Source organism: Bacillus sp. es.036 (assembly GCF_002563635.1).
GTDB lineage: Bacteria > Bacillota > Bacilli > Bacillales > Guptibacillaceae > Guptibacillus.
The window spans coordinates 2193011-2219681 of record NZ_PDIZ01000001.1; the positions used below are offsets into that span (position 1 = coordinate 2193011).

Genomic DNA, 26671 nt, shown 5'->3' on the forward strand with positions numbered 1-26671 from the left:
ATGTATAAAAAAACGCAAATACTTAACATCTGTCTTGACACCTATATTTACATATATTTAAATAAATAACAAGACTGAATATTAGTGAGGAGAAAAAATGATTTATCTTGATTATGCAGCGTCAACCCCAATTTCTGATATAGCTTTACATGCCTATACGCAATCCGCCAAACAATTCTTTGCAAACACTGAGAGTGCTCATAATGCCGGTACAGATGCTACTCATTTATTAGAAAATGCTCGTCGCTCCATCGCCTCGCTATTAAATGGCGACCCGAACGGAATTTATTTCACCTCAGGTGGAACAGAAGCAAATGTCTTAGCACTCCAAAGTATTGTAAAAACATTTTCACAAGGACATATCATTACATCAAGCGCTGAGCATTCTTCTGTATTAAATACATTTTCACAACTCGAACGTGAAGGTTACCATGTCACATACCTTCCTTATAATGAAAGCGGACAAATATCTCTTGAAAGTCTAATCAAAGCCATTCGCACAGACACCATTTTAGTTTCGATTACTTTTGGAAATAGTGAAATCGGTACTCTCCAACCTATTAAGAAGATCGGCAAAGAGCTAGCGAAACGTCGGATTTTATTTCACACGGATGCCGTTCAAGCTTTCGGAAAAGTGGATATTGATGTAAATGAGTTGTATCTTTCTGCCGTATCCGTTTCTTCTCATAAATTACATGGCCCAAAAGGCGTTGGAGCTTGCTATATTTCGCCCTCGATCTCATGGAAGCAAATTTTACCAGGGACTGTTCACGAAAATGGATTCCGTCCTGGTACTGTGAATGTTCCAGGTATTTTCTCCTTTGCGGCCGCTGCCGAGGATGCGATTAACCGATTGAATGCCGAACAAAAAAAATTCACAAACTTACGCGCTCACCTCGTGAACGAATTGTCACATCCGAATATTGTCATCGAAGGGGAACAGGGACTACCGCATATTATCGGTATCCGGATTAAGGGGCTTGAAGGGCAATATGTTATGTTAGAGTTAAACCGTAAAGGTATCGCTGTCTCAACGGGCTCAGCTTGCTCGATCGGCCAACAGCAACCTTCGAAAACTTTGCGGGCGATGGGAAGAACGAGTGATGAGGCAAGAGAACTCGTCCGCATCAGTCTTGGACGAGACACAACCATGCAAGAAATAGAAAAAGCCGTAGACGGATTTAAAGAAATCCTTACACGCTGTTCCGTAACAAAGATATAATAAGATTAAGATCGTGTTCTTGGAAAGGGGTTTTAGTTATGGGACAAGATGGAGAAAAAATATTAGGAGAGAATCGAAGATCACTACTTCTTCAGTGGCTAAAAGAGAGCGATAAACCACTAACAGGAAGTGATTTATCGAGTCGTACGAATGTTAGCCGTCAAGTAATCGTTCAGGATATTTCGTTATTAAAAGCAAGAAATGAACCGATTATTGCAACTTCACAAGGATATATCATGTTTAATACCGAAAGAGAAAACAGAAAGTATGAACAGGTTATCGCCTGCAAGCATTCACCCAAAGATACAAAAAATGAGCTTTATACGATTGTAGATCACGGAGGAACTGTTAAAGATGTTACCGTCGAACACCCATTATACGGGCATTTAACAGCTTCCCTTTTCGTAGGGAATCGCCTTGAAGCAGATCAATTTTTATCAAAGCTTTCTATGACAAATGCCTCGCTTTTATCTGAACTTACTTCAGGAGTGCACCTTCATACCATTGAAGCGAATTCTAAAACACAGCTTGAAGCTGTCATTCAGGCATTAAAAGAACAAGGTTTTTTGTTAGAACAAGATTAAACGAGTGATAATGAGTTAAAAAACACAAAAAAGAACGGTCGCAACTTGCGCCGTTCTTTCTTATGGATCGTATTTCAATGACACCAATTATTTAGGAGTTACGACGAAACATGGATACTCGCCTAGTACAGAAATCCCAATGCCAAGCGCTTGTATTTCCTCCATGACCCCTTTTAACAGGACATCACGGTTAGGACGTTCCACATCGATAATAAAAAAGTAATTTCCAAGTCCTGTTTTCATCGGGCGCGACTCAATTTTCGTTAAATTTAGGTTACGCCACGCAAATGCAGCAAGCACTTGATGAAGTGCTCCAGGATAATCAGATGGAAGAATAATTTTGTATGTGACACGATCTTCACGGAATAAAGGGGTTTTCGGTAAAGCTTCAGCAGTTTTGTGTAACACTAGAAACCGCGTGTCATTATCTTCCGTATCATGAATATCACCTTGAGCAATCGTTAAACCGTATTTTTCTGCAGCAAGTTCATTTCCGATTGCAGCCTCTTCAATCTTCCCAGAGTTTTGCACATGTTCAGCAGCAGCACTTGTTGAAGGTGCATTACTGAGCTCTGCTTCAGGTAACTCCTGTTGAAGAAAGACATGACATTGGGCGATCGCATGCGGATGCGAAAGGACACGCTTTACTTTTTTCCAATCCTTTTGATCAGGATGAATAAGCAAGTGCTGTCTGATCGGCAAAACGAGCTCTCCAACGATTGGTAGTGATACTTGTTGTGAGAGCAGGTCAAGCGTCATATTAACAGAACCTTCTATCGTATTCTCTAGCGGAACAACACCATAATCGACGTCTCCGTTTTCCACCGCTTCAAGGCAAGCGCGTATGGTTGGAAAAGGTGTACGATCCTCCTCATCAAATAACGTTTTTGCTGCAATTTCTGTAAACGTTCCTTCAGGCCCAAGAAAACCTATCTTTTTTTTGGTATCCATTTTCTCCCCCTATGCTCCAGATCCAATAATTTCAGCATTGTTAACCGCTTCAATTTCTTTTATTTTCACAAGTAAATCGTTTAAGCGCAGATTGGATTCTCCAATTTCCATTGTTAAGATAACCGTAGCATAGCCCTGTAGAGGGATTGTTTGGTTGATCGTTAATAAATTACAACCGAGCTGCGCGACTGTACTTAGCACTCTTGAGAGCGCTCCTGAACGATCCTCAAGGTGAACAGAAAGTGTTACAATCTGTTCAATGATCATCGTATGAAACGGTAAGATCGTATCGCGATATTTATAAAAGGCACTACGGCTTACCCCTACTTCATCAATGGCTTCTCTGACAGATTCAACTGTTCCACTTTCAAGAAGAAGTTTCGCCTGTAGCGTTTTTAACATCGAATCAGATAAAACATCTTCTCGAACAAGATAAAAATTCTTGTCTTCTTTGCTCATTCTTCCCCTCACCTCTATTTCGGCCAGCTACGGCCCATATTCGTCGAAGCATTACGGCTATGTAAAAAAGACCGTCCATCGATCAGGACAGTCTTCTTCGTTCATCAGTCTACGAACTCAAATTCGAACTCCAGAATCCGAACTGCATCTCCGTCTTCAGCTCCACGCTCTCGAAGCGCTTCATCAATACCCATGCTACGCATCTGTTGAGCGAACCTGCGGACGTTGTCTTCTCGATTAAAGTCTGTCATTTTGAATAGCTTTTCAATTCTAGGTCCATTCACTACGAACGTTCCATCGCTATCACGTGTCACAAAGAATTCTGGTGCACCTTTCTCGTGACGATACATTACGCGAGTTTCTTCTTCCTTCTCTTCATCAAGAGGGAATTCAGGTGTTGTTTCAAGCTTGTCTGCAATTTCAAACAATACTTCCTGTACACCCTGACGCGTTACAGCAGAAATCGGATAAATCGGGAAATCTTCCTCTAATTTTCCCTTGAAAACTTCAAGGTTTTCCTCAGAATCTGGAAGATCCATTTTATTAGCGACAATAATTTGCGGACGCTCCATTAGACGCATTTTATATTGCTTTAATTCATCATTGATCTTTAAGTAGTCTTCATAAGGGTCTCGCCCTTCCATACCAGACATATCAATGACATGAACGATGACTCGTGTACGTTCAATATGACGAAGGAACTGATGGCCAAGCCCAACTCCTTCATGAGCACCTTCGATAAGTCCAGGTAAATCAGCCATAACAAAACTGCGACCATCTTTCGTATCAACAACGCCTAAATTAGGAGCGATTGTTGTAAAGTGGTACGCTGCAATTTTCGGCTTCGCTGCTGATACTACGGATAAAAGCGTTGACTTTCCTACACTAGGAAATCCAACAAGTCCAACATCAGCTAGAACCTTGAGCTCTAAAGTAACATCTTTTTCTTCCCCAGGTTCACCATTCTCTGAAAGCTCTGGCGCCGGGTTAGAAGGTGATGCAAAACGTGAATTCCCACGTCCACCTCGTCCGCCTCGTGCAACTGTTGCACGCTGACCGTGTTCCGTTAAATCTGCAATTACTTCTCCGGTATCTGCATTTGAAACGATTGTACCAGGTGGAACTTTAACAACCATATCCTCTGCATTACGTCCATGCTGATTCTTTGAACGACCGTGTTCACCGGTTTTCGCTTTAAAGTGACGATTGTAACGAAAGTCCATAAGTGTACGAAGACCTTCTTCTACTTCAAATATGACGCTAGCGCCTTTTCCTCCATCGCCACCTGCAGGACCGCCATCCGGTACATACTTCTCTCGACGGAAGGCAACCATACCATTTCCGCCATCGCCTGCTTTAACAAATACTTTGACCTGATCTACAAACATACTTTCACCTCATTTAATCAAAAACGTGCTAACTAGCTCCTGTTCCGTTTGCTCTAATTCAATCAATTTAGCGCTTTTTACATCAGGATTCTCGAACGCCAGCTTGAGCTTGTTTTGATCGGAAACTTCACCCTGAAAGTCAAAAACAAGATGAATTTCTTCGTGGTACAACTGAAGCGTTAATAACAAGTGGTGATCCGCAGGCACATTCACATGTGAATCAAGCACTGTTGTACATTGAGCAATTAACGCAATGAGATCTGCTTCGTAAGCGCAAATATCATACTCGTCTCCGATCACTTCAAAATCCAACTGAAATAAATGGTTACACCAGTTAAACGTTAATATATATTCTGCAAGTTTCGGAGCATTTAAATTCGACAATTTTGCTTCCTGTCTCGACTGGATAATAATTTCTTCAATAATTTCCTTTGCCCTGTCCACATGATCCAGTGCAAGGTTGCCTTTGATTAACTGCAAACGATTTAACCAATCATGACGAGAATGGCGCAGAACATCAAAGGTATTCCACTTTTTAGACATAATTGCACTCCCAATGCTTTAACCATTTTCTTCATTATAACAATAGATGATTCATTCATGTTACCCTAAAAAAGAAAACAATCTTATGCGTATTCATGTGCATCGTCACTTTTTCTAGACCATTTCGTCCATTATATCAAAAAACTCTAACCGAACGGTTAGAGTTTTTCTTAAGCTGCTTATGCTTCTTTAGCAACTGGATATACACTTACTTGTTTACGGTCACGTCCAAGACGCTCGAACTTCACGACGCCGTCGATTTTCGCATATAGAGTGTCGTCTCCACCACGGCCAACGTTTGTACCAGGGTAGATCTTAGTTCCGCGTTGACGGAAAAGAATCGAACCGCCGGATACGAACTCGCCGTCTGCGCTCTTCGCGCCAAGACGCTTGGAGATTGAATCACGGCCGTTTTTTGTACTACCTACACCCTTTTTCGATGCGAAAAACTGTAGATTCATTTTCAACATATTGTCCCACCTCCTATGTGTGAGTAATTTGGATATGCTTGCCGTATTCCTCGGCAATAGCGGAAATGGATACTTCCATTCCTTGAAGGAGAAGTTGAATATTCTCATCCGTACGCTGGTCCAGACGAGCTGGAACGGTACAGCTGAGATACCCACCTTCATCCTCCATGTCAACTATGAGATGTACATCGCAAAGGGATTCAATCGCGTTCACAGTTCCAATCGACACAGCAGAAACACCTGCGCATACTAAATCATAGCCGTACGGGCCAGACTCAGCGTGTCCAGATAGGGAAAAAGAAATAATGCGATTGTCAGAATCGCGCTTCAAGTTGAAACGTATCATCGTTGATATCCTTAAGCGTTAATTTTGTCGATAACTACTTTAGTGTAAGGTTGACGGTGTCCTTGCTTACGACGGTAGTTTTTCTTTGGCTTATATTTATAAACCGTGATTTTCTTACCTTTACCGTGCTTGTCAACTTTACCAGTTACAGTAGCGCCATCTAGCATAGGAGAACCAACTTTAATGTCATCTCCACCTACCATTAGCACACGGTCAAAAGTAACCGTTTCACCTGCTTCAGTGTTAAGAAGCTCGATGTAGATTTCTTGACCTTCAGTAACCTTGATTTGTTTACCACCAGTTTCAATAATTGCGTACATACGTGCACCTCCTCTAATACTAAGACTCGCCATTGCAGGTGCTAGAAACTAGCTTAAAAACCTGTTTTTGAGCGGTTGTAGCTCTTTGGGTGCTTCCAAACGAACTAACCACTAAATCATACCACAGCGAAAATTGCGGTGTCAATGCAAGAAACGCGACTTCTTGCATTCCAAGCTTAAATCAGTTTGCTGAGAGGAAGTCCCGCCTTCTTTCGCTGCATTTCAAACAGACCAAGCTTTGTGAAGCCAGCGACCTTCAAACGTTTGTCTATTTTTTCCTTTTTCTTCATTTGAGCGAATAACGTTTGTCGTTCTTTCTCATCAACCCTTAAAAAATCAACAATAATCATGCCACCAATATTTCGAAGTCGCAGCTGTTTTGCAATTTCATCGATAGCCGTCAAGTTCACTTCAAAATGGGTTTGATTTTTTGTCATTTTTCTGACACCACCACTATCCACATCAATCGCTGTTACTGCATTTGTTTCTTCTATATGTAGAGCTGCTTTCCCTATTTTAACTGTTTTCTCCATTCCCTCAATCGTTCTTTCAAGGAGATGAAGAGCGTTCTTCTTTTCGTCTTGAGACATTACTTTCGCCTCTTTTGACAATAGAGGCAGGAATGTCTTAACCGTTTCGTCGTCATTTGTCGCTAGTTTCGTTACTCGATGAAGAGGATAAAGTTTGCTAATTCGTTCAGCAAGTCCCCCGGCTTTTTTTATAAGACACGGTGCTCGAACCGAAGCGGCGTAAACAATAAGCTGCTTCCACTCTTCACGATGGTTGTAAAGCTCATCTAAAAGCTCTGCTTCACTCAAATTTCCTGCGCTTGTCCGAAAGATAAGTCCTTCTTGTTCAAGGCAATGTTGATGAGCAATTTGAAGAAGCTCTTCTCTCTTTGTTGGCAGCTGTTTTGATACGGCTGAATAACAGGCGTACGGCATATAGACGAGAGAATCACCAGTTAACGCCACCAATTCTGATACAATCGGACCTTTTCGATCGAACCCAGGGTGCTTCACCTGAACAAGAATGGGCTGACCTTCTTCAATACAATCAGAAACAGCCGGCATCCGTTCCCCGGCTGTCTTTTTTTGCTGTGCACAAACGAGTTCATCACCATTTAAAAGGCCTGGTTTTCCGCTACCAAGTGAAATAAATGCCGCATTCTTATCGTCTAAAATAGACGATACTTTCCCTAGAATAAGGTCTCCCTCATCTGGTTTTTTTGGGTTGATTGCCTCCGCCCAAATATCTGTTATTTCTTGATCTTTTACAATAGCGGCCGCCTGCCACTCGTTTTTTTTAAGAACAATGAATTCCATAGCCGCTCTCCTTTTTTGTACTTTTCTCTAGTTTACCTAAATAGCGTACCAACTGCACAGCCAATTTGATTTTTCTTAAAATAGGCATGAAGTAAAACTTGCTCATCCGCCTCTACGTTTAGATCTGTTATGACGATTTGATAGTGATATCCACGATAAAATGTTGCGAGAAGATCTGTTAATTTCATTTCAGAAGCTACTGAAACAACCTTTTTTTTCCCTTTAAACGTTGTTGAATAACGTTCAAGTAAAAACCGCAAATAAATATAATGATGATGTTTCCACTCTTTGAACAATGATACGGAAAGAAAAATGATCACCATCCACAAATTTAAGTGAAATGGAAAAAAGACAATCGTTGCCATCATGAGTAAACATAAACAAACAAAGGACGAATGAAGCATTACTCTATGAGAAGCTTTAAAAGGATAACGTAGGGAATAAAATAAAAAAAGAAGCTTTCCGCCATCAAGTGGCCATATCGGCAATAAATTAAAGAGGAGAACCATTAAATTATGAAGTAGGAAAAGACTGAACATATCATCCCATAAACCTAAATAATAGAAGATCGCCCCAACTCCTATCATCCAAACATGTTGGAATGGACCAGCAAGAATAACAATAAGTTCTTCTTTTAACGGGCGGTTTCCATGCTCATCCACTACAGCAACACCACCGAACGGTAAAAGAACGATTTCATTAACTCGCCACCCAAAAAAACGAGCTGCTCCCGCATGTCCTAACTCATGAATAAGGACAACGAGGAACAGCAGCAGCATTTCTCGAAAACGCCCTGTTAGAATAGAAAGACCAATTGTCATCCAGAAAAGCGGATGGATTGTTATCATTCTTAGCATTATTCGATTGGTACAACTTGAAGCGGATCAATAAACGCTTCGTTTTTCTTTATGGCAAAATAAAATGTTCCTGTCTTGCCATCTTCAGAGTTTGAGACGCTTCCAAGTTGGTCCTTCGTTTGAACAAAATCGTAAAGAGAAACATCAATTGAATCCAGCATACCATACCATGACTCGCTTCCATCAGTATGTTGAAGAACAACAGTCTGCCCTATCCCTTCTTTATCTCCTGCATAGGTGACCACCCCTGCATCGATCGCTTCGACTCCAGAACTTAGGACAGTTTCGACCATAATCCCTTTTCCAGTGGTCTCAAAATTCTCAAGTACTTTCCCGCTCGCAGGTAGCGCATAGACAGGAGCTTCAGCATTCGAATTTGTTTCTGGAGATGTTGGAAATAAAGCAACTGGATTTCCAAAATTCCCTTCATACCAATCCTTCACCGAGGCAAACTGAAATTCTTCCGCCATCATATCAGTAACATAATCCTGGGCTGGAACGAGTCGATCGCTCTCTGCTTTAAATAAAATCCCTACACCTAGAAATAAGCAGGCCGCAATCATCGCTCGCATTAAAAAACTTTGCTTGTTAAAAAGCGGGTGAATTTTCATTTCAACATTTTGATTTGTAAGAGTAGGCATATGATCATGACTTTGGCTTGATCGAGGTGCTCCACGCATTGGCTGACGCTGCTTCTTTCTCGAATGGAGTCGTTTTCTCACATCATCCAGATCTTTCCGCATTCCTCACCCATCCTTCCTATATGTAGTATTCAGTTTATGACTTGTCCTGAGGGGATATGTCATAAACTGAATACTTTCAAGTAGGAATGAGTTTGAGTTGTACGTTCAGACTGCGCAATTAATGAGTATTACAGACAAAGAATTCTCCAACAAAAAAATCCCGGCCGTAGCCGAGATTTAAGAACGCATTCCAAAAAACTTTTTCACTTTACTAAACACGCCTCTTTCTTCTTGAAGAGAGAGAAGAGGAACCGATTCACCTAAAATTCTTCTTGCGATATTACGGTAGGCAATCGAAGCTTTTGAACTAGGATCAAGCGCAATTGGCTCTCCTTTATTCGAAGCTGTAATAACCGTATCGTCATCCCCTACAATGCCCAGGAGATCAATTGCAAGTATCGAAACAATTTCGTCCACATCAAGCATTTCGCCACTTTCCATCATGTGGTTTCGAATGCGGTTTACTACAAGTTTCGGTGCTTCGATGTTCTCTTCTTTTTCGAGAAGGCCAATAATGCGATCAGCATCTCTTACAGCCGACGTTTCAGGTGTTGTAACAACAACCGATTTATCTGCACCAGCGATGGCATTTTTAAAGCCCTGCTCAATGCCTGCCGGACAATCAATTAACACATAATCGTAATCTTGCTTTAATTCATCGATAATTTTCTTCATTTGCGCCGGCTGCACAGCAGATTTATCTTTCGTTTGTGCTGCAGGAAGCATGTAAAGTGCCTCAAAGCGCTTGTCTTTAATTAAGGCTTGATGAAGTCTACATCTTTCCTCAGCTACATCGACAAGATCATAAATAATACGATTCTCAAGCCCCATCACTACATCAAGATTTCGAAGACCGATATCCGTATCAACCAGACATACTTTTTTCCCCGATAGTGCAAGAGCTGTTCCAATGTTTGCTGTCGTTGTGGTCTTACCCACACCACCTTTTCCGGAAGTAATGACGATAGCGTCTCCCACACAACATTCCCCTTTCTGTCTACAACCTAGTCAAATTCGGTCGTACTTTGGTCAGTATTTGAACGCGATCAACGCTAATTTCAGATTGACCGTCTTTGACAAAAGCACATTCTGCTTCATGAATGCTTGCCCCTACTTGATCAGGCGGCCTACTGATTAAATCTGCGATTTTAAGCTGCGAAGGTTTCATAACAGCGGCTGTAATAACCGCCTTTATATCCCCATAAGCCCCCGCATGAGCAATGCCTCGAAGTGCCCCCATTACAAATATATTGCCAAAAGCTTTAACAGTACCACCAGGATTCACATCACCAATCAGGAGAAGATCACCTTCCACTTCAAGAACCTGCCCTGATCGTACCGTTCTCGCTACGGACGTAATCCTGGATCTCTTACGCTCTTCTTCGGCTTCGTCACGCGACATAACATTCGAATCAATGCGATCAATTTCTAGATTTTGCTTAGATTGAATCATCGCACGAAGTTCTCTTTCTTGCTTTTCTGTTAAATAACGATTCCCAAGCTTGAGCGTTACTGTAATCGTATGTCCTTCCGTCTGCTGAATATGACGAGCGGAAAGTTTTTCATCAAGTTCATTTATAACATCACGAAAAGCGCAGGAATCATCTAAAATCAGATTCAAGCCGTCTTTCGTTCCTTTAATCGTAACAAAATGCTGTGTTTGCTTTTGTACCATAGACAATTTCATTCACCTCAACATAGAATAATTCAACGTTGCTAAAGGAAACTCCTTCTTTTGGCCTGATTTTCTTGTCTACGGCTTTCAGATAAATCTTCAAGCAACCGTTTTACAGGGTAGTAAACAATAAGCAAAAAGATTCCATTTAAAAGTAAGGAAGGAAGATAGCGACTGTAGAAAAAGGAAGGAAAGGATACGTCGGTTACATTTATTAAAGAAAATAGTTCATACACATAGAATTCCATCAATGTTACACCTAATAACCCAAGTATAAGTGTCGTAAACCAATTTAGATGAAAAACCTTCGATAAGTAACCGATTATGTAGGCTGCAACCGACATTCCAAACATATATACCCCAACAAGATCTGTATAAATCAGATCATGTAGAAGTCCAAAAACAACACCGTATAGGACGCCATAAGCAGGTGACAAAACCATCCCAATCATAACCACAATCACCGTTACAAAACGCGGGATGAGCTGAAAGTCAAAGCCGTATTGTTCAGGTGCGAACACCTGAAAAACGGTTCCTTCCAAAAGAAAAAGAACAAATAGCGTTCCAACTAGAAAAAAACGCCTCATTCTTCTTCACCTTCCCCCTCATCAGGATTTACGTTTTGTGCTCCACGGTCGATGATCATAACATTGTTAATATCATATAAGTCAGACGCTGGTTTCACATAAGCAGTCTGGGTCGTACCAACGTTATCCGTTTCAATATCAACAATTTCACCGATAACAATACCGCGTGGGAATATTCCACCATTTCCTGCTGTAATAACGGTTTGGCCTTTTTCTACTTTCGTATCTACCGGAATTTTCGAGAAAAGCAATACCTCTTTTTCCGTATCATATCCTTCAATTGTTCCGAAAACATTCTTATCTTCCTGCGTCATTGCAGCAATTCGATTCGTACGGTCAACATCACTCACTAGTTGAACCGTTGATGAGAAAGGCTGAACATTTTTCACTTTACCAATTAGACCATCAGGTGTAGCAACGGCCATATCCGCTTCTACCCCATCCTGTTCTCCCTTATCAATCGTTAACAAATCGTTCCAACGGTCTGGTGAACGCGCAATCATATTCGCATGGAAGGTTTGATAGTTCGAAAGTCCAGTTGAGGAGTCAATATTTAGCTCACTTTTTAAATCTTCATTTTCTTTCTTAACGGTTTTCAGTTCTTCTGACACCGCAACAAATTCGTTGAGCCTCGACTTTAATAGCTCGTTTTCTTCATACATGTCTTTCATTTCTCCAATACTCTCAAATAAACCCGCTACTGAATTAGCGGGTTTATAGAAGATTGATTGAAGCCAACCAATGGAATCTTTAAAAAACTGCTCAGGCATTGTGAGTGCATCGCGTTCTTTCATTGATGTACCGATTAAGGCAACTAAAATAATAATGCTCACAAGCAATACAATGAGACGTTTATTTGAGAAAAATTGTGGCATGCGTTACACCTTCCAACTACTTCTGTTTAGAGCGGGAAGTTATACCAGCTCTAGATTTGAACAAATGGATATTTTCTAGCGCACGCCCGGTACCAATCGCAACGCACTCAAGTGGATTTTCAGCAACAATAACTGGCATTTTCGTTTCATCGCTAATTACCTGATCCAAGTTTCGCAGCAATGCTCCGCCGCCTGTAAGAACAATGCCCCGATCCATAATGTCAGCTGCAAGCTCAGGTGGCGTTTTCTCAAGCGTTACTTTAACAGCTTCCATAATACTATTAACCGTATCTCGGAGAGCACCAGACACTTCATCTGCCGATACACTGATCGTTTTTGGAAGTCCTGTCACAAGGTCACGGCCGCGAATATCCATCGCGTCAATGCCTTCTGTCGTTCCTGCAGAGCCAATTTCAAGTTTAAGTTGTTCAGCCGTACGTTCACCAATCATTAAGTTATATGTTTTCTTCACATACTGAATAATCGACTCGTCCATTTCATCCCCAGCAATGCGGATGGATTCACTAGTAACAATTCCTCCAAGAGAAATGATGGCAACTTCTGTTGTACCTCCACCAATATCAACTACCATACTACCTGTTGGCTCCCAAACTGGTAAATCAGCACCAATCGCTGCTGCAAAAGGCTCCTCAATGGTGTACGGTTCACGCGCGCCTGCCTGGCGCGTTGCATCTTCTACCGCTCTCTTTTCGACAGCTGTGATTCCTGAAGGCACACAAACCATCACGTTAGGCTTACGTGCAAAAACGGAACGATTTTTTTGAGCCTGTTGAATAAAATACTTAAGCATCGTAGCCGTCGTTTCGAAATCAGCAATAACACCATCTTTCATTGGACGAAGTGCAACAATATTACCTGGAGTACGACCGATCATATTCTTTGCATCATTACCTACTGCCTCGATTGAACCAGTATCTGTCCGAAGTGCAACAACGGAAGGCTCACGTACGACGACGCCTTTTCCTTTTACATATGCCAGCGTATTAGCTGTACCTAAATCTATTCCCATATCTCTTGAAAATCCACCAAACATTTATGTTAAATCTCCCTTCAATTCAAGCAAAACTCATAACTATGATTATACTTCATCAGTATTAAAAACGGTAGTGGGAAAACTATTCCACAGCCTATACATACCCTTTTTCTTTTAAACTAATAAACTTCTGATCTCCAATAATAATATGATCGAGCATATCAATACCAAGCATTTTACCACACTCAGCAAGACGTTTTGTAACTTCAATATCTTCCCTGCTTGGTGTAGGATCACCACTTGGATGATTATGAAAGCAAATTAATGAGGCTGCTGAACGTCTGAAAGCCTCTCGGAAAACTTCTCTCGGATGCACGATTGATGCATTTAAACTTCCAACAAAGACGGTTTGACGATGCAACACCTGATTCTTCGTGTTTAAGTATAAGCAAACAAAATGCTCTTGTGATAAAAAACGCATGTCTTCCATCACATAATTCGCACCATCTTCCGGTGAACGAATCGTATAGCGCTCTTCTAATTGAAGACGACTTACTCTTCTACCAAGCTCCATCGCCGCAATCAGTTGAACAGCTTTGGCAGTGCCCACGCCATTTAAAGAGGTTAACTCTTCGATACTGGCATCTTTTAATAGACGCAGCCCCTCAAAATACTGAATAATGCGATAAGATAACTGAAGTACAGACTCCTGTTTCGTTCCAGTTCTGAGGATAATCGCCAATAACTCTTGATTGGATAACGTCTCAGGCCCCTCTTTCACTAGGCGCTCTCTCGGGCGCTCTTCTTCAGGATAATCGCGAATCATTAACGGTGTTTTAAGCAACACGCTTCCTCCCTGGATTCATCTTCGTGTCTGACTAACGCTGAATCTCTGGAACAATTCCAAACGCCTGCAACTCTCGAAGCGTTTTGGAAATCGGAAGCCCTACCACACTATAATAATCCCCATGAATACGTTTCACAAAGGCGGCACCGAAACCCTGAATACCATAACCTCCCGCTTTATCAAACGGCTCTCCGGTATCGAGATAATTCTCAATATCTACATCTGTTAAATCCCAAAATTCCACTTCAGTGGCTTCATAGAACTGTGAATGCTGCTCATTTGAAAGAATGACCACACCTGAATAAACGATATGGGTCCGGCCAGACAAAGCTTTCAGCATCTGCCTCGCATGCTCGCGACTTTCTGGCTTTCCAAGAATATCGGCACCAAGCGTTACAACCGTATCGGCACCAATGACAATAGCGTCCGATTGGTTCGTAAATACATCATTTGCCTTTCCAAAAGCAAGCTGCTTCACAAGCTCAGAAGGGGGGACAGATTGAGAGTGATGTTCTTCAAAGCGGCTAACTATAATCTCAAATTGGAGGTTCACTTGCTCTAGAAGTTCTTTTCTTCGTGGAGACCCTGAGGCTAAGACGAGGCGCTTCATTTTACCACCCTTTTTTTGTAAATGATTCACAAGTGGGAAAAGGGCTTGATAACAGCTTATCAAATCCCTTTTCTTTCCACAATTTAATTTTGTAACGTTCCTCTACATTTTTCGTTTTACTTCGATTCTGTATGTGCATACAGTTAAAATTTGTTTAATCTTATTTTATTTCGTTCCGAAAATCATATTCAGGAGGGTTGCTCCCAACATTTATATCGTACCGTTAATTTAGTTACTCCGCAAATATCAGATTATTTCAAGCTTTCCACAACTTCTTGATATGTTTCTAGCGCATCCAATAAGTGCTGCTGAGCAATCCATAACGAGGATACTGTTTTTTCTGATGAGTAGGTTTCAATCTCTTTCGAGGCAGCACTTAAGTTTTCCGCTAAAGCTTTCCCCTCGCCCTCTTTCCATCCCTCTAATTTATCACCTTTCCCATTCCAGGTTTGAATCGCTTGCAATACATCAGTTACTTCACTATTTGATACTTCTCCATCTGATAAAGCAACTAGATCAAGCTTTGTTAGCTGTTCAATTAATTCCCTACCCTCTTGCAAATGACTCTCCATTTCGCCACTCGCCACTACGCTAGTTCCATCAATCGTCCATAATTTTTTATAAACATCCTGACCATTGTTTTCAAAATAAGCGGCAAGGGCATCCTGACCTTCAGCAGAAGCTGAGACGCCAATCAGCAAGAAGTATTTTTCACCTTTAAAAATCGTCGCTGGTAGACCTTGATCTTTTAGCTTTTCTTGAAATTCCCTGGCGGACTCTTTTGTTTCATACGCACCTGACTGCACAACATGAAGATCAAAAGATAAATCCGTCTGACTAGCTGTCACTGGTGCCGCTTCACTTGGCTTATTAGAGGGCTTCGCTACACTTTCTCCACCGAACACCATAAGTAAACCGAATCCAAATAAAACGCCAAGAACGATCGCAAAGACCACTGAAGCCACCACCTTTTTATGCAAGGTAATGACATTCTTACTTGGTACGAAATGTTTTTTCTTCTTACGCCCAACTGGTAACCTTGGGTTCTTCTTTGACTGATCAAAAAAAGAGGAGGCTTTTTTTTGACTATGCCGCTTCTTTAACTCTACGATCTTTTTAGAATCGCGACGCTCCGGTAAAATCCATTCAAATTCCTTTTCCTCAGCCGCTGCGCTTTCTTTATGTGTTTCTGGAGTCTTATGGACTTCATCATCTAGTCGAATTGAAATCGTCCGTCTCTCCTTATCCATTCTCATCCTCCTCAGGTACCGGCTTGTACTACAGTCTATGAAATCTCGCGAAATACTAGAACTGAAAATACTAGAGTTGAGCAGGATGACAACACAAATACCCCCTCCATGAGCGAGGGGGTTAAAATGAACCAAACTTATTTTAGTTCGTGATCGAACAAGCTAAAGAGCCTGCTATTCATTTTTTCATATAAGAAAATCAAAATACCATTGTAAGAGTTGTTTACCATAAAAATACGTTATTAGTGCCGCCAACGCCACAGAAGGACCAAACGGAATTTGCTGCTTCCTTTTTACTTTTCCAATCAATAACCCCGTGATCCCAATAATCGTTCCAATTAAAGTAGAAAAGAAAAAGACGAGAATTAATTCTTGATAACCAAAAACAACGCCTAGCACCGCAAACAATTTAATGTCACCGCCACCCATTCCACCACGACTAATCACAGCGATCAATAGTAGCAATAAAAAGCCTCCTACCGCTCCTATAAAAGGGCTATACCATGGATCCATCGGAACAACAATTCGACCCAAACCAAAGTAAGCTGCAAAAAACAAAAGAATGCGATTAGGAATCAACATATAGGTGAGATCTGAAACAAAAATAATAACGAGAAGTGAAATCAATCCATAGGTAATCATCAATTCTTTTGACCATCCTACCAAAATAGGTGCTGTTGTAAAAAGAAGTGCTGTAACGATTTCAACACATGCATAAATAGGTGAAATACTTGAAGAGCATCCCCTACATTTTCCCCGCTGAAATAAATAAGAAAAAACAGGTACAAGTTCGTATGGTGAAAGCTCACGTTCACATGTTGGACATGATGAGCGAGGGATGACAATCGATCGTTTGATCGGCACACGAAGACCAACAACATTAAAAAAGGAACCTAGCGCAAGGCCAATTAGAAATAAATAACTATGTAACAAAACCCCCATATCTTTCATCCTTCTTCATATTATTGTTTAAAAGTAATGGTAGATTTAGACCCAACCTTCTAACATGAGACGAACAACCTTTTTCAATTTTAATAACAGAAGAACGTGTCATTAAAACCACTGCTGTGCAAGAATCTATTGTATAACCCGAACCAAAATCCTTATCCTTATTCTCCGCATTTTGAAGAATGGGGATTTTCTTATCCAACATAGCTTGCAACACGATTTCTACCCCGTTGTTTTGCACCAGTATACATGGCTCGATCGGCATTTCGTATCAAGGTTTGTGCATCTTCTCCCTGATCAGGCGCTGTTGCAACACCGATACTTGCCGTCACGTAAATAACCTGACGATCGCCGTTATCCAAATCACTAAAGATCTCAAATGGTCGATCTGCTATTGCACATCGTAAGTCTTCCGCAACTTGTAAACTCTCATTATGAAAATGATTTTCTAGCAAAACTACGAACTCTTCACCGCCAAATCGAGCAACGGTACCCTCATTTCCAATTTCTTCCTCAATTCGATTAGCTACTCCACAAAGCACGTCATTTCCACTATGGTGCCCAAATGTATCATTTACTTTTTTGAAATGATCCAGGTCGAGCAATATAATTGAAAATGGAGCAGGGTTTTCATCAAAACGGTTGTATTTCTCGTCTAATACCTCGTTAAAAAAACGGAAATTGTATAGATTCGTTAAAGGACATCTCTCACTTCGCCTTTTGGTCTCTTCATAATGCCTTGCATTATCAACAGCTACAGCTAAATAATTAGCTAGAATTTGCATCACGAGTATATGGTGTTTTTCATATGACCGAACGCGATCTGTTGCTAGTGTGATAATGCCGACGACCTTTTTATTGCGTTTCATCGGTACCGAAATAACAGCATTCGCTGTTTGGGGGAGAATTCCCTCTGTAAGATTTTTCCACTGCGCACGCTTCGTGTATAATCGGCTACGTCCACTACGCCAGACTCTTCTGCTAATCCCTTCTTCAAAAGAATGATCTTTTGCGCTAGCTTGAATGCCTCTTTCCTTCTCAAAGCTTTTAATAATCCTTAAATTCTCTACCTGTTCTGCATCCATAATGTAAGCATAATCAACCACAAACATATCCTTAACTTCATATAAAAATAAGTCAAGAATTTCGTCTATATCAAGAGACTGAGTAATTTGCTGACCGATTTCACTCGTTTGTTGAAGTAGGTCATTTACTTTTCGACTTGAGTAATACAACCTGAGCATAAGAGATGCCAACACAAATGGGACTCCAACAAAGAAAATGGCAATTGTTCCTAGATAGGTATGTAACATATAGAGAAGAAATCCAACCGGCAGTGTTACTCCTGTAGAAATGGCTTCCCAAAGCATATCTTTGTCAAAAAACTTTGTATTAACCTCTTTATAAATATAAATACGTAAAAAATGAAGGAGAATTTGATTAACAATGATTAACGAAAGAATATAGCCGATAGAGGGAACAAGCTGTGTAATCGCATTTCCAGAGAATTCACCAGTGGATCCTCCAAGTAAATAAAAAAATCCACCTGATACCAGGGAAACGATCATAAACATGAGCATATTAACTGGATAGCGATGACTATCTTTCTTTGTAACTCTCAAATTCAAAAGAAAGACAAGTATCGCTAACTGAGTTAAAATCGTTTCCACGAATAAGCCATATCTGAGAAATACAGCTAGTGAAATCCCCTGGATAAAAAAAAGGTCTGTTCCTTTTACGTTAATTGGCATCATTGCAACGACGGCAAGAAGCACAAATAGCGCAAGAACATCGGCCTTATTTCCAGTAAAATCAGGGGGAAAGAAATAGAACGTTGCAAAAATGAGTAGTGGCCAACACAAGAACCATACAATCCAAACTTTACGTTTCATTATTGCAGTCAATTGTTTCCCCCTCCATCTTCTGCGGTAAAGAAGAATATTTTTCCATTCTAAAGTGGTTACGTTTCATTTTAGCAAAAAGTAGCGAAAAAGTCCTATTTTTTGCATTAAATTCTAATTTTTTAGAAAACGGCGTACTTCTGATACAAAATAGAGAGAACCCGTAATTAGAACTAGCTCATTTTCACTTACTTGCTTAGTTGTTGTTTGAATTGCTTTTTTCCAGTTTTCTTCATACGTCTTGGCCGAAAAACTTGCACGTTGAAATAAACTCTCAGCTGAAATAGCTCTTGGAAAGTCAAAGGTGGTAAACGTCATCTTTCGAATAAGCGGATAGAGCGGCTTTAACATTGACTCAATATCTTTATCTCCTAGTGCGCTGAAAATGACGTGTATATCCTTATCTGGATAGTGCTGCTCTAACGTTTTTGCAAGACTTTCAACCCCTTCTGGATTATGTGCACCGTCTACAATGATAGTGGGGTTGGAACGAATCTTCTCAAATCGTCCTGGCCACGCTGCTCTTTTAAGTCCGCGCTGAACCATGTCATGTTCGATATGTAGACCATAAAAGACGCGCAAGTATTCGAGTCCCATTAGTGCTGCAGCTGCATTTTTCACCTGATGCTCACCTTTCATCTGAATGTGTAGATCAGCTAGTTTACGATAAGGAGATTGAAATGAGAAGTGTTCACCTTCATCATCACTTCTCTTGTCGCCAATGGAAAACTCTTCATTCAAACGATAAATTTTCGTCTTTTTCGCTTTAGTTGTTTCATGGAAGAGTGTGAGAACTTCTTCTTTTTCTGCAGTCGTAACAAGAGGTACACCTGACTTAATGATTCCCGCTTTTTCATACGCAATTTGTTTCAGGTCACTACCAAGGATATGGGTATGGTCATACCCTACATTCGTAATGACACTAATAAGCGGATGGATGATATTGGTTGAATCGAGTCGCCCCCCTAGCCCAACTTCCATTAAAACCAGATCTGGGTATGCTTTAGATCCAAAGTACAAAAGCGCGATTACCGTAATAACTTCAAACTCGGTAGGTGAACCAAGGGGGGAAGCTGCAGCCATATCAACAAGCGGCTGAACGCGATTGCATAGCATAACTAAATCTTCTTCTTTAATAGGTTGTCCGTTAACCGCTATTCGTTCACTAAATGATTCGATATAAGGAGAAGTAAACGTCCCTACTTCATATCCAGCCTCCTCTAGCACTGTACGTAAGTAAGTAACTGTGGAACCTTTTCCGTTAGTCCCGCCAACATGCACCGTTTTTAACCGTCTTTCTGGATGGTCAAGCTGTTCAAGCATCCATTCCATCCGCTCTAAACCAGGTTTAATGCCGTGATTTAACAAACTATGAATCCAACTTACCGCTTCATCATACGATTGAAACATTTCCTCTCCTCCTTAAAAGAAGACGAACCTCAAAAAGAGATCCGTCATTTGCTTATTTTTTAAGTTCGTTAATACGAGCTTCAACGTTGCTTCTTCTTTCGAGATAGTCTTTTTCTTTCGCTCGTTCTTCTTCAACAACTTTCTCGGGAGCCTTGCTAATAAAACGTTCATTTGAAAGCTTTTTCTGAACACGATCTACTTCAGAATCGAGCTTCTTCATTTCTCCTCTTAGACGCTCTATTTCTTCATCAATGTTAATTAAGCCTTCAAGCGGAAGAAATAGCTCTGCTCCAGATACGACAGCCGTCATTGATTTTTCAGGAGCCTGAAGATCCGAAGAAATGGTTAGCGTCTCTGGATTACAGAACCGCTCAATGTATTGACTGTTTTGTTCAAGTTGCTTTTGAGCTTCCCCTGACTTCGGTTTAATGCGAAGCTCAATTGGCTTGCTTGGTGCTACATTCATTTCAGCTCGAATGTTTCGAACTGAACGAATAATCTCAGTTAGTAGCGCCATATCGGCAGCTGCTTCTGGGAAATGAAGCTCTTCATTCTTCACTGGCCAGCTTGCAACAGTAATCGATTCTCCTTGATGAGGAAGGTGTTGCCAGATCTCTTCTGTAAGATACGGCATAAATGGGTGAAGAAGTCGCATCGTTTGGTCAAGCACATAAGCGAGAACAGATCGTGTCGTTTTCTTAGCTGCTTCATCTTCTCCATATAGGGGAAGCTTTGCCATTTCAATATACCAGTCACAGAAGTCATCCCAGATAAAGTTATAAAGATAGCGGCCAACTTCACCAAATTCATAGTTATTAATCAGGCGCGTCACTTGTTCGATCGTATCGTTTAAGCGAGTAAGAATCCATTTATCAGCTGTTGATTTTTCACCTGATAATTCCAGCTCTTCATACGTCATGCCATCCATATTCATTAAGGCAAAACGAGAAGCGTTCCAAATCTTATTGGCAAAGTTCCAAGTTGACTCTACTTTTTCCCAGTAGAAACGCAGATCCTGTCCTGGTGATGAACCAGTGGATAAGAAGAAGCGCAGCGAATCTGCACCGTACTTTTCGATAACATCCATCGGATCAACACCGTTTCCGAGAGATTTACTCATTTTACGCCCTTCAGAGTCACGTACAAGTCCGTGAATCAATACATCGTTAAATGGACGCTGTTCCGTAAATTCAATTCCCTGAAAGATCATACGCGCTACCCAGAAATAAATGATGTCATACCCTGTTACTAAAACGTTCGTTGGGTAATAACGATTAAAGTCTGCTGCTTCTTCATCTGGCCAGCCCATAGTAGAAAACGGCCAAAGCGCTGAGCTAAACCACGTATCGAGTACATCTTCATCTTGCTGCCAGTTTTCGATATCTGTCGGTGCTTCTAGTCCAACGTGAATCTCCCCAGTTTCTTTATGGTGCCATGCAGGAATGCGGTGTCCCCACCAAAGCTGCCTCGAAATACACCAGTCCCGAATATTCTCAATCCAGTTTAAGTACGTTTTTTCGAACCGTTCTGGGACAAAGTTAACTTTGTCGTCTGATTTTTGAAGTGCAATTGCCTGCTCAGCAAGTGGGCCCATTTTAACGAACCACTGAGTGGAAAGATACGGTTCTACTACAGCACCACTTCGTTCAGAGTGCCCTACGGAATGAACGTGCTCTTCAATGTTGAAAAGAATCCCTTTTTCCTGCAAATCTTTTACTAGCTTTTTACGACATTCGAAACGATCCATTCCTTGATAGTCGCCTGCATTCTCATTCATTGAGCCATCTTCATTCATAACAAGGATACGCTCAAGGTTATGACGATTACCAATTTCAAAGTCATTAGGGTCATGGGCTGGCGTGATTTTAACAGCTCCAGAGCCAAATTCCATATCAACGTAGTCATCTGCCACAATTTCAATCTCACGACCTACTATTGGTAAGATCGCTTTCTTTCCAACAAGATGCTTGTAACGCTCATCTTTAGGATGAACCGCAATTCCTGAGTCACCAAGCATGGTTTCAGGACGCGTTGTTGCAATTTCGATATGCCCTGACCCATCAGCAAGAGGGTAGCGCATATGATAGAAGTGTCCTGTCACTTCCTGATGAATAACTTCAATATCCGAAAGGGCTGTTTTTGTTTGAGGGTCCCAGTTGATGATATATTCCCCACGATAAATCAAACCTTTTTCATAAAGCTTTACAAACACTTCGCGAACCGCATCAGAAAGCCCATTATCAAGTGTAAAACGCTCTCTTGAATAGTCTAAAGAAAGACCAAGCTTCGCCCACTGACTGCGGATAAAGTCTGCGTATTCTTCTTTCCATTCCCACGACTTCTCAAGAAACTTCTCTCGGCCAAGGTCATAGCGCGAAGTACCTTCCTCCCGGAGCTTCCCTTCAACTTTTGCCTGTGTCGCAATTCCAGCATGGTCCATTCCTGGAAGCCAGAGAACATCGTAACCCTGCATTCGCTTCACTCGTGAAAGAATATCTTGAAGCGTTGTATCCCATGCGTGCCCTAAATGAAGTTTTCCTGTAACGTTTGGCGGCGGAATTACAATTGTATAAGGCTCTTTCGTTTTATCACCTGTTGCTTCAAAAAATTTACCATCTACCCAGTATGGGTACCATTTTTGTTCGGTTGCCTTCGGATCGTATTTCGTCGGCATCGTTAGCTCTTTATTCACCATTGCCACTCTTCCTTTCCATTCAATAAGTCTTAGGCCGTTTGCATCGGATTTTCCATCCCATTTTCAACAAAGTGGTGTTTTTAAACAACAAAAAAACTTCCTCCATCCTTAGGAAAAGGACGAAAGAAGTTTCTTCGCGGTACCACCTTTATTTACAGCTAAATAAACGTTAGCTGTACGCTTCATTCTAATAACGGGATTACCGGATTCTCCTACTACTATTTCAGAGAAACAGCTCAAGGGCGACTTCAAATGCTTCAATCCTGAGAAATCTTTCAGCGGATGATTTCTCTCTCTGAAGGGTTCACATTCTACTACTCCCTGTCTTTGCCTGTCGACTATTTGTATAAATAAGTTTACCGTGTAGATTCAAGATCGTCAAGATACTAAGCGCCCTTTTTCTTAGCTTAGCCAGTTCTCTCTCTTCTTAATCACCCCATCCGCTTTCGCACATAGACTATTTGTAACGACAGATGAAAACAAAGGGGAAAACACTATGAAAAAACGTTTTGGGGGAATGAATCGCTACCAGCTCCCGCCGGCTGTTTATAAATTCAGGGATATTTGCGCTCAATTTGTACCGCCGTTTATTGTATTTCAAACGATTCGAACCATTCTTTTTCCAACTTCAGTCGATGTGCTTATCCTCATTATTCTTGTTGCATTAGAAGTGTGTTTTTATTTTGAATGGATCTAGAATGACTGCAGCACATTATGGATGCCATTCATCACTTCTATTTTTTTCGTAAATAAGCGGACATGCTTAATATGTGGCCAGCTTTGCCTGTTTTCATTAAAGAGGAGCACACTATTAAAAACAGGCTCTGGAAAATACAAATAGCTTGCAAGAAGCTCTTTCTCTTCTTCAAATAATGAAAATTGCGTCTCATATCGAGTGATATGCGCTGTTGTAGTAGCAGGATTAAATTGAAATGGGTGAACAGAGGAACGAATAAAATAGGCCAAATCTCGTACAGGCGTATCCACAACAGACCTTTCAAAATTAATAAAGTACCCCTTTCCACCATTCATGACATAGTGGGAAGGTGAACATTTTCCATGACAAAAAACACTACGATATCGTTTCGCTTCAACAACCTGTTCATACCAATTATCCAATCTTGTTTTGGCCAGATCACAGTACTTCATTAACTGATGAAAATGAGTAACAAAAGTTAATTCAAAAGGTGAGAGATAGATTCGTTTTTCAATTGAGTTAACGTATTTCTCCATTTCAAACTGTCTGCTTTCCCTCATTAAGATCATCTTTTGATACGATTGTTTGATGACTTCTTCAGAGAATGCTTGATCTCTTGCTGTATATCCATGAAGTTCTGCAAGATTTATTATTAAGTTCTCCTCTTTTTGAGCAGCTTGCCCTTCACCACCGTCGACCCATGGAGTCAAATAAGCTACACCCGTACCTGTAAAAACAAAGGAGTCGCCGTATTTTGTTCGAACGAGTGGCACAAAACTTTCAAAATGAAGCTGTTTAAATCGATCCTCAATGGACAAGATACGATCCATCTGTTCTTTAGTTAGCTTTGTCTCCTTTAAGGCAAACATTCCTCGATCCGTTTCAACCTTTGTTACTTTCCCCATTCTTATTACACGTTCTGGATATAAATCATATTGAAATAGAACTGCCGGATCACTCACTAACCGAAACCCTCCCCTCCGAAATGGAGAGCTGTACCGTACAGGTTATCTTTCTCATCGTTTCCCACTTTTCAACAAACTCCTCCATCACCTGAGTCACGTTAACACCTTCATACTGAAGTGCTTGAATACACGACCACCAGTCCCAAGGAGCGATAATCGTTTGAATAAGAAGGTGACTCGTTTCCCTGTCCACCTCATCGAATAAAGCCTTAAAGCATTGTTTAAATTCGTCCTGACCTTTCTTTTCATACCACATATGAATCGCTTTAGGGAGTACTTCATACACGGGAACAGGCCCTTCATCACTACTTTCAAAGTAGAATTGGCCCATTACTTCTTTTATAGAATGATTTGAAATTGGAAGCGCTAACTGTGAAATGCTTTTATTATGACTGAGACGTTTTTTCACTTCTGGAATTAAACGAACAAGGAGTAAATACGGCTCTGGATATAGGGCCTTGATTGTACCTAAAGCTTCTAAAGTCTCTCGGTAAGGAAATGTTGCAAACCCATCATAATTGTTCACATCTACACTCACACCTATCAAAGAGGAAAGAAGATATCCTTCCATTTCAGGGAACTGTTCGAATGCAAACTCCTCTTCAACCGAATCATGAACCGACAAATATCCTTGGTGTATCGGAATAAACGCCTCTTGATCAATCGTTCGAATCATACGATTACATAGAATGCCACATTTAGAAAAAAGACGGTCGCGGAAGTTGAGATGATACTCAAGCAAATCCCGCTCCCGCCAATATGATAACTTCCGCTTACCTAAGTGTGTCATGATGACTTCGGGCTTTCGAACCCAACTCACTTCTTTAAATCCATATTTTTCAGCTATGAACACTAATAAATCCATCTTTATTACTCCTTTTCACACCACCAAAAACAATTGATTCGTTAGCGGTCAGGCAAGAGAATTTACCGATTCACTGGTATATATAAGATCTGCCCTTCCTTTACCTCTTCTTCTTCAAGACGGTTTACGCGAGCAAGGTGACTTGGAAGAACACGATAGCGTTCTGCAATTTCAGACAATGAATCACCAGGTTGGATGATACACATTTTCATTTTCGAAAACTGCTCTTCTTCTTTTGTTAACATACTTGTTAAATAAAGGGCATTTTCTTCACGAGGTGTTTGTTTCTTTTGTTCAAGTATCTCTTCCTCATCATAATCGTTGGTTTGAGCAGAGCGCGTTTCTTCTACTATAGGCTGATTGTTATATTCAGTTGATCCTTCCAATTGGCGAGCCATCCGTGTTAGAAAGTCATACGTTGGTTCCAGGTATTCCTCATTTTCTTCAATTTCTGCACTCGTATTTGAATAATCAACTTCATCCGAATCGGATTGTGCTCGCATATCTACTTGAGGGGTGCGTAAATGAGAGATCTGTTCAAGTGATTCTTCCTCATGCTCAACGTATTTAATATCATTCTCCCACACGCTTTCCTCTTCTTGACTAAATTCACTTTCGTCTTCTTCCACCTCATCGACCTCTATTTCTACACGATTTGGATCACCCTGGATCCCACTGATAGATATGTCAGCTTTCAACTGAAGGCAATTCTCCTCCACTACCGTGTAGTCAAACGTATCGACCGTAACAAATATATCTTCTAGACTTCTAATACGACTTGCAGGAATCGTAATATCTACCGGAAATCGGTGTCCCATCGACGCCGTACCATCTTCTCTTACATGAACTTCATGAATTGAGCGGTAGGGAGATCCTTCACTGATATCTTCATGACCTGTTTGATCACGCTGCAAATATTCTCCCGTTAAATATAAACAGCCTTTCACAGCTACATAATCCTCATACTCTTCAATCGAAATTTCAGGATCGAGTGATATCGATAGAACCTCTTCAACTTCCTGTCCTTTCTTTAACCAGACCTGCTCCTCTACGGAGAAATGCAAATATGAGCCTTCAGGCATGCTTTCTCCTCCTTTCAAACATTATCCATACATTACACATGTATGAGTAATTCACAGGATTA

The 26671-nt window shown here is 40.9% G+C and carries 29 protein-coding genes and 2 other annotated features; of the genes, 3 read left to right on the top strand and 26 right to left on the bottom strand.

All coding sequences use genetic code 11. From position 1 onward, the window contains the following. Positions 1-97 precede the first annotated feature (97 nt). Both ATG70_RS11280 and ATG70_RS11285 read left to right on the top strand, forming a co-directional pair. The gene (locus ATG70_RS11280; protein ID WP_098444397.1) at positions 98-1222 is read left to right on the top strand and encodes an IscS subfamily cysteine desulfurase; all 1125 of its coding nucleotides are present in this window, start codon (positions 98-100) and stop codon (positions 1220-1222) included. Between the two features lie 38 nt (positions 1223-1260). Further along, positions 1261-1806 carry a transcription repressor NadR gene (locus ATG70_RS11285; protein WP_098444398.1) on the top strand — a complete coding sequence of 182 codons (546 nt, stop codon included), beginning with the start codon at positions 1261-1263 and terminating at the stop codon, positions 1804-1806. 87 nt (positions 1807-1893) lie between these two features. Here the strand turns inward: ATG70_RS11285 and pheA are convergent, their stop codons facing one another. The 23 genes from pheA to ATG70_RS11400 all read right to left on the bottom strand — a co-directional run bounded on the left by pheA (position 1894) and on the right by ATG70_RS11400 (position 23000). Beyond that, positions 1894-2757 (bottom strand): prephenate dehydratase, encoded by an 864-nt coding sequence (pheA, locus tag ATG70_RS11290; RefSeq protein WP_098444399.1) that lies wholly within the window; start codon positions 2755-2757, stop codon positions 1894-1896. Positions 2758-2766: 9 nt separating this feature from the next. Further along, positions 2767-3216, bottom strand: a complete 450-nt coding sequence (locus ATG70_RS11295) for an ACT domain-containing protein (RefSeq protein ID WP_098444400.1) — start codon at positions 3214-3216, stop codon at positions 2767-2769. Positions 3217-3320: 104 nt separating this feature from the next. Beyond that, the gene (obgE, locus tag ATG70_RS11300) at positions 3321-4604 is read right to left on the bottom strand and encodes a GTPase ObgE (RefSeq protein WP_098444401.1); all 1284 of its coding nucleotides are present in this window, start codon (positions 4602-4604) and stop codon (positions 3321-3323) included. A 9-nt stretch (positions 4605-4613) separates the two neighbouring features. Continuing rightward, positions 4614-5147: a Spo0B C-terminal domain-containing protein gene (locus tag ATG70_RS11305; RefSeq protein WP_098444402.1), complete on the bottom strand. Its 534-nt coding sequence runs from the start codon at positions 5145-5147 to the stop codon at positions 4614-4616. A 179-nt stretch (positions 5148-5326) separates the two neighbouring features. Further along, complete coding sequence (rpmA, locus tag ATG70_RS11310) at positions 5327-5617, bottom strand: 50S ribosomal protein L27 (protein WP_098444403.1); 291 nt, start codon at positions 5615-5617, stop codon at positions 5327-5329. A 13-nt stretch (positions 5618-5630) separates the two neighbouring features. Beyond that, the gene (locus ATG70_RS11315) at positions 5631-5963 is read right to left on the bottom strand and encodes a ribosomal-processing cysteine protease Prp (protein WP_098444404.1); all 333 of its coding nucleotides are present in this window, start codon (positions 5961-5963) and stop codon (positions 5631-5633) included. Positions 5964-5974: 11 nt separating this feature from the next. Next, positions 5975-6283: a 50S ribosomal protein L21 gene (rplU, locus tag ATG70_RS11320; protein ID WP_048312605.1), complete on the bottom strand. Its 309-nt coding sequence runs from the start codon at positions 6281-6283 to the stop codon at positions 5975-5977. Positions 6284-6295: 12 nt separating this feature from the next. After that, positions 6296-6370: a sequence feature (ribosomal protein L21 leader region), on the bottom strand. An 89-nt stretch (positions 6371-6459) separates the two neighbouring features. Continuing rightward, positions 6460-7608, bottom strand: coding sequence for a ribonuclease E/G (locus ATG70_RS11325; RefSeq protein ID WP_098444405.1), 1149 nt, complete (start codon positions 7606-7608; stop codon positions 6460-6462). Positions 7609-7640: 32 nt separating this feature from the next. Next, positions 7641-8456 (bottom strand): M50 family metallopeptidase, encoded by an 816-nt coding sequence (locus ATG70_RS11330; RefSeq protein WP_257147676.1) that lies wholly within the window; start codon positions 8454-8456, stop codon positions 7641-7643. A gap of 8 nt (positions 8457-8464) precedes the next feature. After that, complete coding sequence (locus tag ATG70_RS11335) at positions 8465-9208, bottom strand: M23 family metallopeptidase (protein WP_098444407.1); 744 nt, start codon at positions 9206-9208, stop codon at positions 8465-8467. Positions 9209-9385: 177 nt separating this feature from the next. Further along, positions 9386-10186 carry a septum site-determining protein MinD gene (gene minD / locus ATG70_RS11340; protein ID WP_098444408.1) on the bottom strand — a complete coding sequence of 267 codons (801 nt, stop codon included), beginning with the start codon at positions 10184-10186 and terminating at the stop codon, positions 9386-9388. Between the two features lie 19 nt (positions 10187-10205). Beyond that, positions 10206-10895 carry a septum site-determining protein MinC gene (minC, locus tag ATG70_RS11345; protein ID WP_373560762.1) on the bottom strand — a complete coding sequence of 230 codons (690 nt, stop codon included), beginning with the start codon at positions 10893-10895 and terminating at the stop codon, positions 10206-10208. A 29-nt stretch (positions 10896-10924) separates the two neighbouring features. Then, positions 10925-11470, bottom strand: coding sequence for a rod shape-determining protein MreD (gene mreD, locus ATG70_RS11350; protein WP_098444410.1), 546 nt, complete (start codon positions 11468-11470; stop codon positions 10925-10927). Beyond that, complete coding sequence (mreC, locus tag ATG70_RS11355; protein ID WP_098444411.1) at positions 11467-12345, bottom strand: rod shape-determining protein MreC; 879 nt, start codon at positions 12343-12345, stop codon at positions 11467-11469. Before mreC ends, mreD begins: the two co-directional genes overlap by 4 nt. Before the next feature lie 16 nt (positions 12346-12361). Beyond that, positions 12362-13399, bottom strand: a complete 1038-nt coding sequence (locus tag ATG70_RS11360) for a rod shape-determining protein (protein WP_098444412.1) — start codon at positions 13397-13399, stop codon at positions 12362-12364. 94 nt (positions 13400-13493) lie between these two features. Beyond that, positions 13494-14165, bottom strand: coding sequence for a RadC family protein (gene radC, locus ATG70_RS11365; protein WP_098445795.1), 672 nt, complete (start codon positions 14163-14165; stop codon positions 13494-13496). A gap of 52 nt (positions 14166-14217) precedes the next feature. Beyond that, on the bottom strand, positions 14218-14796 hold the full coding sequence (locus ATG70_RS11370; RefSeq protein ID WP_098444413.1) for a Maf family protein: 579 nt from the start codon (positions 14794-14796) through the stop codon (positions 14218-14220). Between the two features lie 251 nt (positions 14797-15047). After that, on the bottom strand, positions 15048-16046 hold the full coding sequence (locus ATG70_RS11375) for an SPOR domain-containing protein (RefSeq protein ID WP_098444414.1): 999 nt from the start codon (positions 16044-16046) through the stop codon (positions 15048-15050). Between the two features lie 186 nt (positions 16047-16232). Continuing rightward, a complete protein-coding gene (locus ATG70_RS11380; RefSeq protein WP_098444415.1) occupies positions 16233-16988 on the bottom strand; it encodes a prepilin peptidase in 756 nt (251 codons plus the stop codon). Then, entirely contained in the window at positions 16969-17211 is a 243-nt protein-coding gene (locus tag ATG70_RS11385) for a hypothetical protein (protein ID WP_098444416.1), read from the bottom strand. The genes ATG70_RS11380 and ATG70_RS11385 overlap by 20 nt, the downstream gene beginning before the upstream one ends. Next, entirely contained in the window at positions 17189-18898 is a 1710-nt protein-coding gene (locus ATG70_RS11390) for a sensor domain-containing diguanylate cyclase (RefSeq protein WP_098444417.1), read from the bottom strand. The genes ATG70_RS11385 and ATG70_RS11390 overlap by 23 nt, the downstream gene beginning before the upstream one ends. Before the next feature lie 111 nt (positions 18899-19009). Then, positions 19010-20305, bottom strand: a complete 1296-nt coding sequence (locus ATG70_RS11395) for a bifunctional folylpolyglutamate synthase/dihydrofolate synthase (RefSeq protein WP_098444418.1) — start codon at positions 20303-20305, stop codon at positions 19010-19012. A gap of 52 nt (positions 20306-20357) precedes the next feature. Further along, complete coding sequence (locus tag ATG70_RS11400; protein WP_098444419.1) at positions 20358-23000, bottom strand: valine--tRNA ligase; 2643 nt, start codon at positions 22998-23000, stop codon at positions 20358-20360. 112 nt (positions 23001-23112) lie between these two features. Continuing rightward, positions 23113-23337 (bottom strand) — a binding site (T-box leader). A 159-nt stretch (positions 23338-23496) separates the two neighbouring features. Between ATG70_RS11400 and ATG70_RS11405 the strand changes: the two genes are divergently transcribed. Further along, a complete protein-coding gene (locus ATG70_RS11405; RefSeq protein WP_098444420.1) occupies positions 23497-23697 on the top strand; it encodes a hypothetical protein in 201 nt (66 codons plus the stop codon). Here the strand turns inward: ATG70_RS11405 and ATG70_RS11410 are convergent. From ATG70_RS11410 to spoVID, 3 genes are all read right to left on the bottom strand, one after another. Further along, the gene (locus tag ATG70_RS11410; RefSeq protein WP_098444421.1) at positions 23694-24659 is read right to left on the bottom strand and encodes a phosphotransferase; all 966 of its coding nucleotides are present in this window, start codon (positions 24657-24659) and stop codon (positions 23694-23696) included. The two genes, ATG70_RS11405 and ATG70_RS11410, sit on opposite strands and share 4 nt — an antisense overlap. Then, positions 24652-25527 carry a hypothetical protein gene (locus ATG70_RS11415; protein WP_098444422.1) on the bottom strand — a complete coding sequence of 292 codons (876 nt, stop codon included), beginning with the start codon at positions 25525-25527 and terminating at the stop codon, positions 24652-24654. Before ATG70_RS11415 ends, ATG70_RS11410 begins: the two co-directional genes overlap by 8 nt. A 62-nt stretch (positions 25528-25589) precedes the next feature. After that, positions 25590-26609 carry a stage VI sporulation protein D gene (gene spoVID, locus ATG70_RS11420; RefSeq protein ID WP_098444423.1) on the bottom strand — a complete coding sequence of 340 codons (1020 nt, stop codon included), beginning with the start codon at positions 26607-26609 and terminating at the stop codon, positions 25590-25592. Positions 26610-26671 lie beyond the last annotated feature (62 nt).

What these genes read in the sequence shown, in the direction of transcription:
- mreD (WP_098444410.1), bottom strand. Translation starts at nt 11,470, where the DNA reads ATGAGGCGTTTTTTTCTAGTTGGAACGCTATTTGTTCTTTTTCTTTTG.
- ATG70_RS11360 (WP_098444412.1), bottom strand. Translation starts at nt 13,399, where the DNA reads ATGTTTGGTGGATTTTCAAGAGATATGGGAATAGATTTAGGTACAGCT.
- ATG70_RS11325 (WP_098444405.1), bottom strand. Translation starts at nt 7,608, where the DNA reads ATGGAATTCATTGTTCTTAAAAAAAACGAGTGGCAGGCGGCCGCTATT.
- ATG70_RS11330 (WP_257147676.1), bottom strand. Translation starts at nt 8,456, where the DNA reads ATGATAACAATCCATCCGCTTTTCTGGATGACAATTGGTCTTTCTATT.
- ATG70_RS11280 (WP_098444397.1), top strand. Translation starts at nt 98, where the DNA reads ATGATTTATCTTGATTATGCAGCGTCAACCCCAATTTCTGATATAGCT.
- rplU (WP_048312605.1), bottom strand. Translation starts at nt 6,283, where the DNA reads ATGTACGCAATTATTGAAACTGGTGGTAAACAAATCAAGGTTACTGAA.
- minC (WP_373560762.1), bottom strand. Translation starts at nt 10,895, where the DNA reads ATGAAATTGTCTATGGTACAAAAGCAAACACAGCATTTTGTTACGATT.
- ATG70_RS11400 (WP_098444419.1), bottom strand. Translation starts at nt 23,000, where the DNA reads ATGGTGAATAAAGAGCTAACGATGCCGACGAAATACGATCCGAAGGCA.
- mreC (WP_098444411.1), bottom strand. Translation starts at nt 12,345, where the DNA reads ATGCCACAATTTTTCTCAAATAAACGTCTCATTGTATTGCTTGTGAGC.
- ATG70_RS11395 (WP_098444418.1), bottom strand. Translation starts at nt 20,305, where the DNA reads ATGTTTCAATCGTATGATGAAGCGGTAAGTTGGATTCATAGTTTGTTA.
- ATG70_RS11285 (WP_098444398.1), top strand. Translation starts at nt 1,261, where the DNA reads ATGGGACAAGATGGAGAAAAAATATTAGGAGAGAATCGAAGATCACTA.
- ATG70_RS11305 (WP_098444402.1), bottom strand. Translation starts at nt 5,147, where the DNA reads ATGTCTAAAAAGTGGAATACCTTTGATGTTCTGCGCCATTCTCGTCAT.
- ATG70_RS11295 (WP_098444400.1), bottom strand. Translation starts at nt 3,216, where the DNA reads ATGAGCAAAGAAGACAAGAATTTTTATCTTGTTCGAGAAGATGTTTTA.
- spoVID (WP_098444423.1), bottom strand. Translation starts at nt 26,609, where the DNA reads ATGCCTGAAGGCTCATATTTGCATTTCTCCGTAGAGGAGCAGGTCTGG.
- ATG70_RS11415 (WP_098444422.1), bottom strand. Translation starts at nt 25,527, where the DNA reads ATGGATTTATTAGTGTTCATAGCTGAAAAATATGGATTTAAAGAAGTG.
- ATG70_RS11315 (WP_098444404.1), bottom strand. Translation starts at nt 5,963, where the DNA reads ATGATACGTTTCAACTTGAAGCGCGATTCTGACAATCGCATTATTTCT.
- pheA (WP_098444399.1), bottom strand. Translation starts at nt 2,757, where the DNA reads ATGGATACCAAAAAAAAGATAGGTTTTCTTGGGCCTGAAGGAACGTTT.
- ATG70_RS11405 (WP_098444420.1), top strand. Translation starts at nt 23,497, where the DNA reads ATGAAAAAACGTTTTGGGGGAATGAATCGCTACCAGCTCCCGCCGGCT.
- obgE (WP_098444401.1), bottom strand. Translation starts at nt 4,604, where the DNA reads ATGTTTGTAGATCAGGTCAAAGTATTTGTTAAAGCAGGCGATGGCGGA.
- ATG70_RS11375 (WP_098444414.1), bottom strand. Translation starts at nt 16,046, where the DNA reads ATGGATAAGGAGAGACGGACGATTTCAATTCGACTAGATGATGAAGTC.
- radC (WP_098445795.1), bottom strand. Translation starts at nt 14,165, where the DNA reads ATGATTCGCGATTATCCTGAAGAAGAGCGCCCGAGAGAGCGCCTAGTG.
- ATG70_RS11370 (WP_098444413.1), bottom strand. Translation starts at nt 14,796, where the DNA reads ATGAAGCGCCTCGTCTTAGCCTCAGGGTCTCCACGAAGAAAAGAACTT.
- rpmA (WP_098444403.1), bottom strand. Translation starts at nt 5,617, where the DNA reads ATGTTGAAAATGAATCTACAGTTTTTCGCATCGAAAAAGGGTGTAGGT.
- ATG70_RS11335 (WP_098444407.1), bottom strand. Translation starts at nt 9,208, where the DNA reads ATGCGGAAAGATCTGGATGATGTGAGAAAACGACTCCATTCGAGAAAG.
- ATG70_RS11380 (WP_098444415.1), bottom strand. Translation starts at nt 16,988, where the DNA reads ATGGGGGTTTTGTTACATAGTTATTTATTTCTAATTGGCCTTGCGCTA.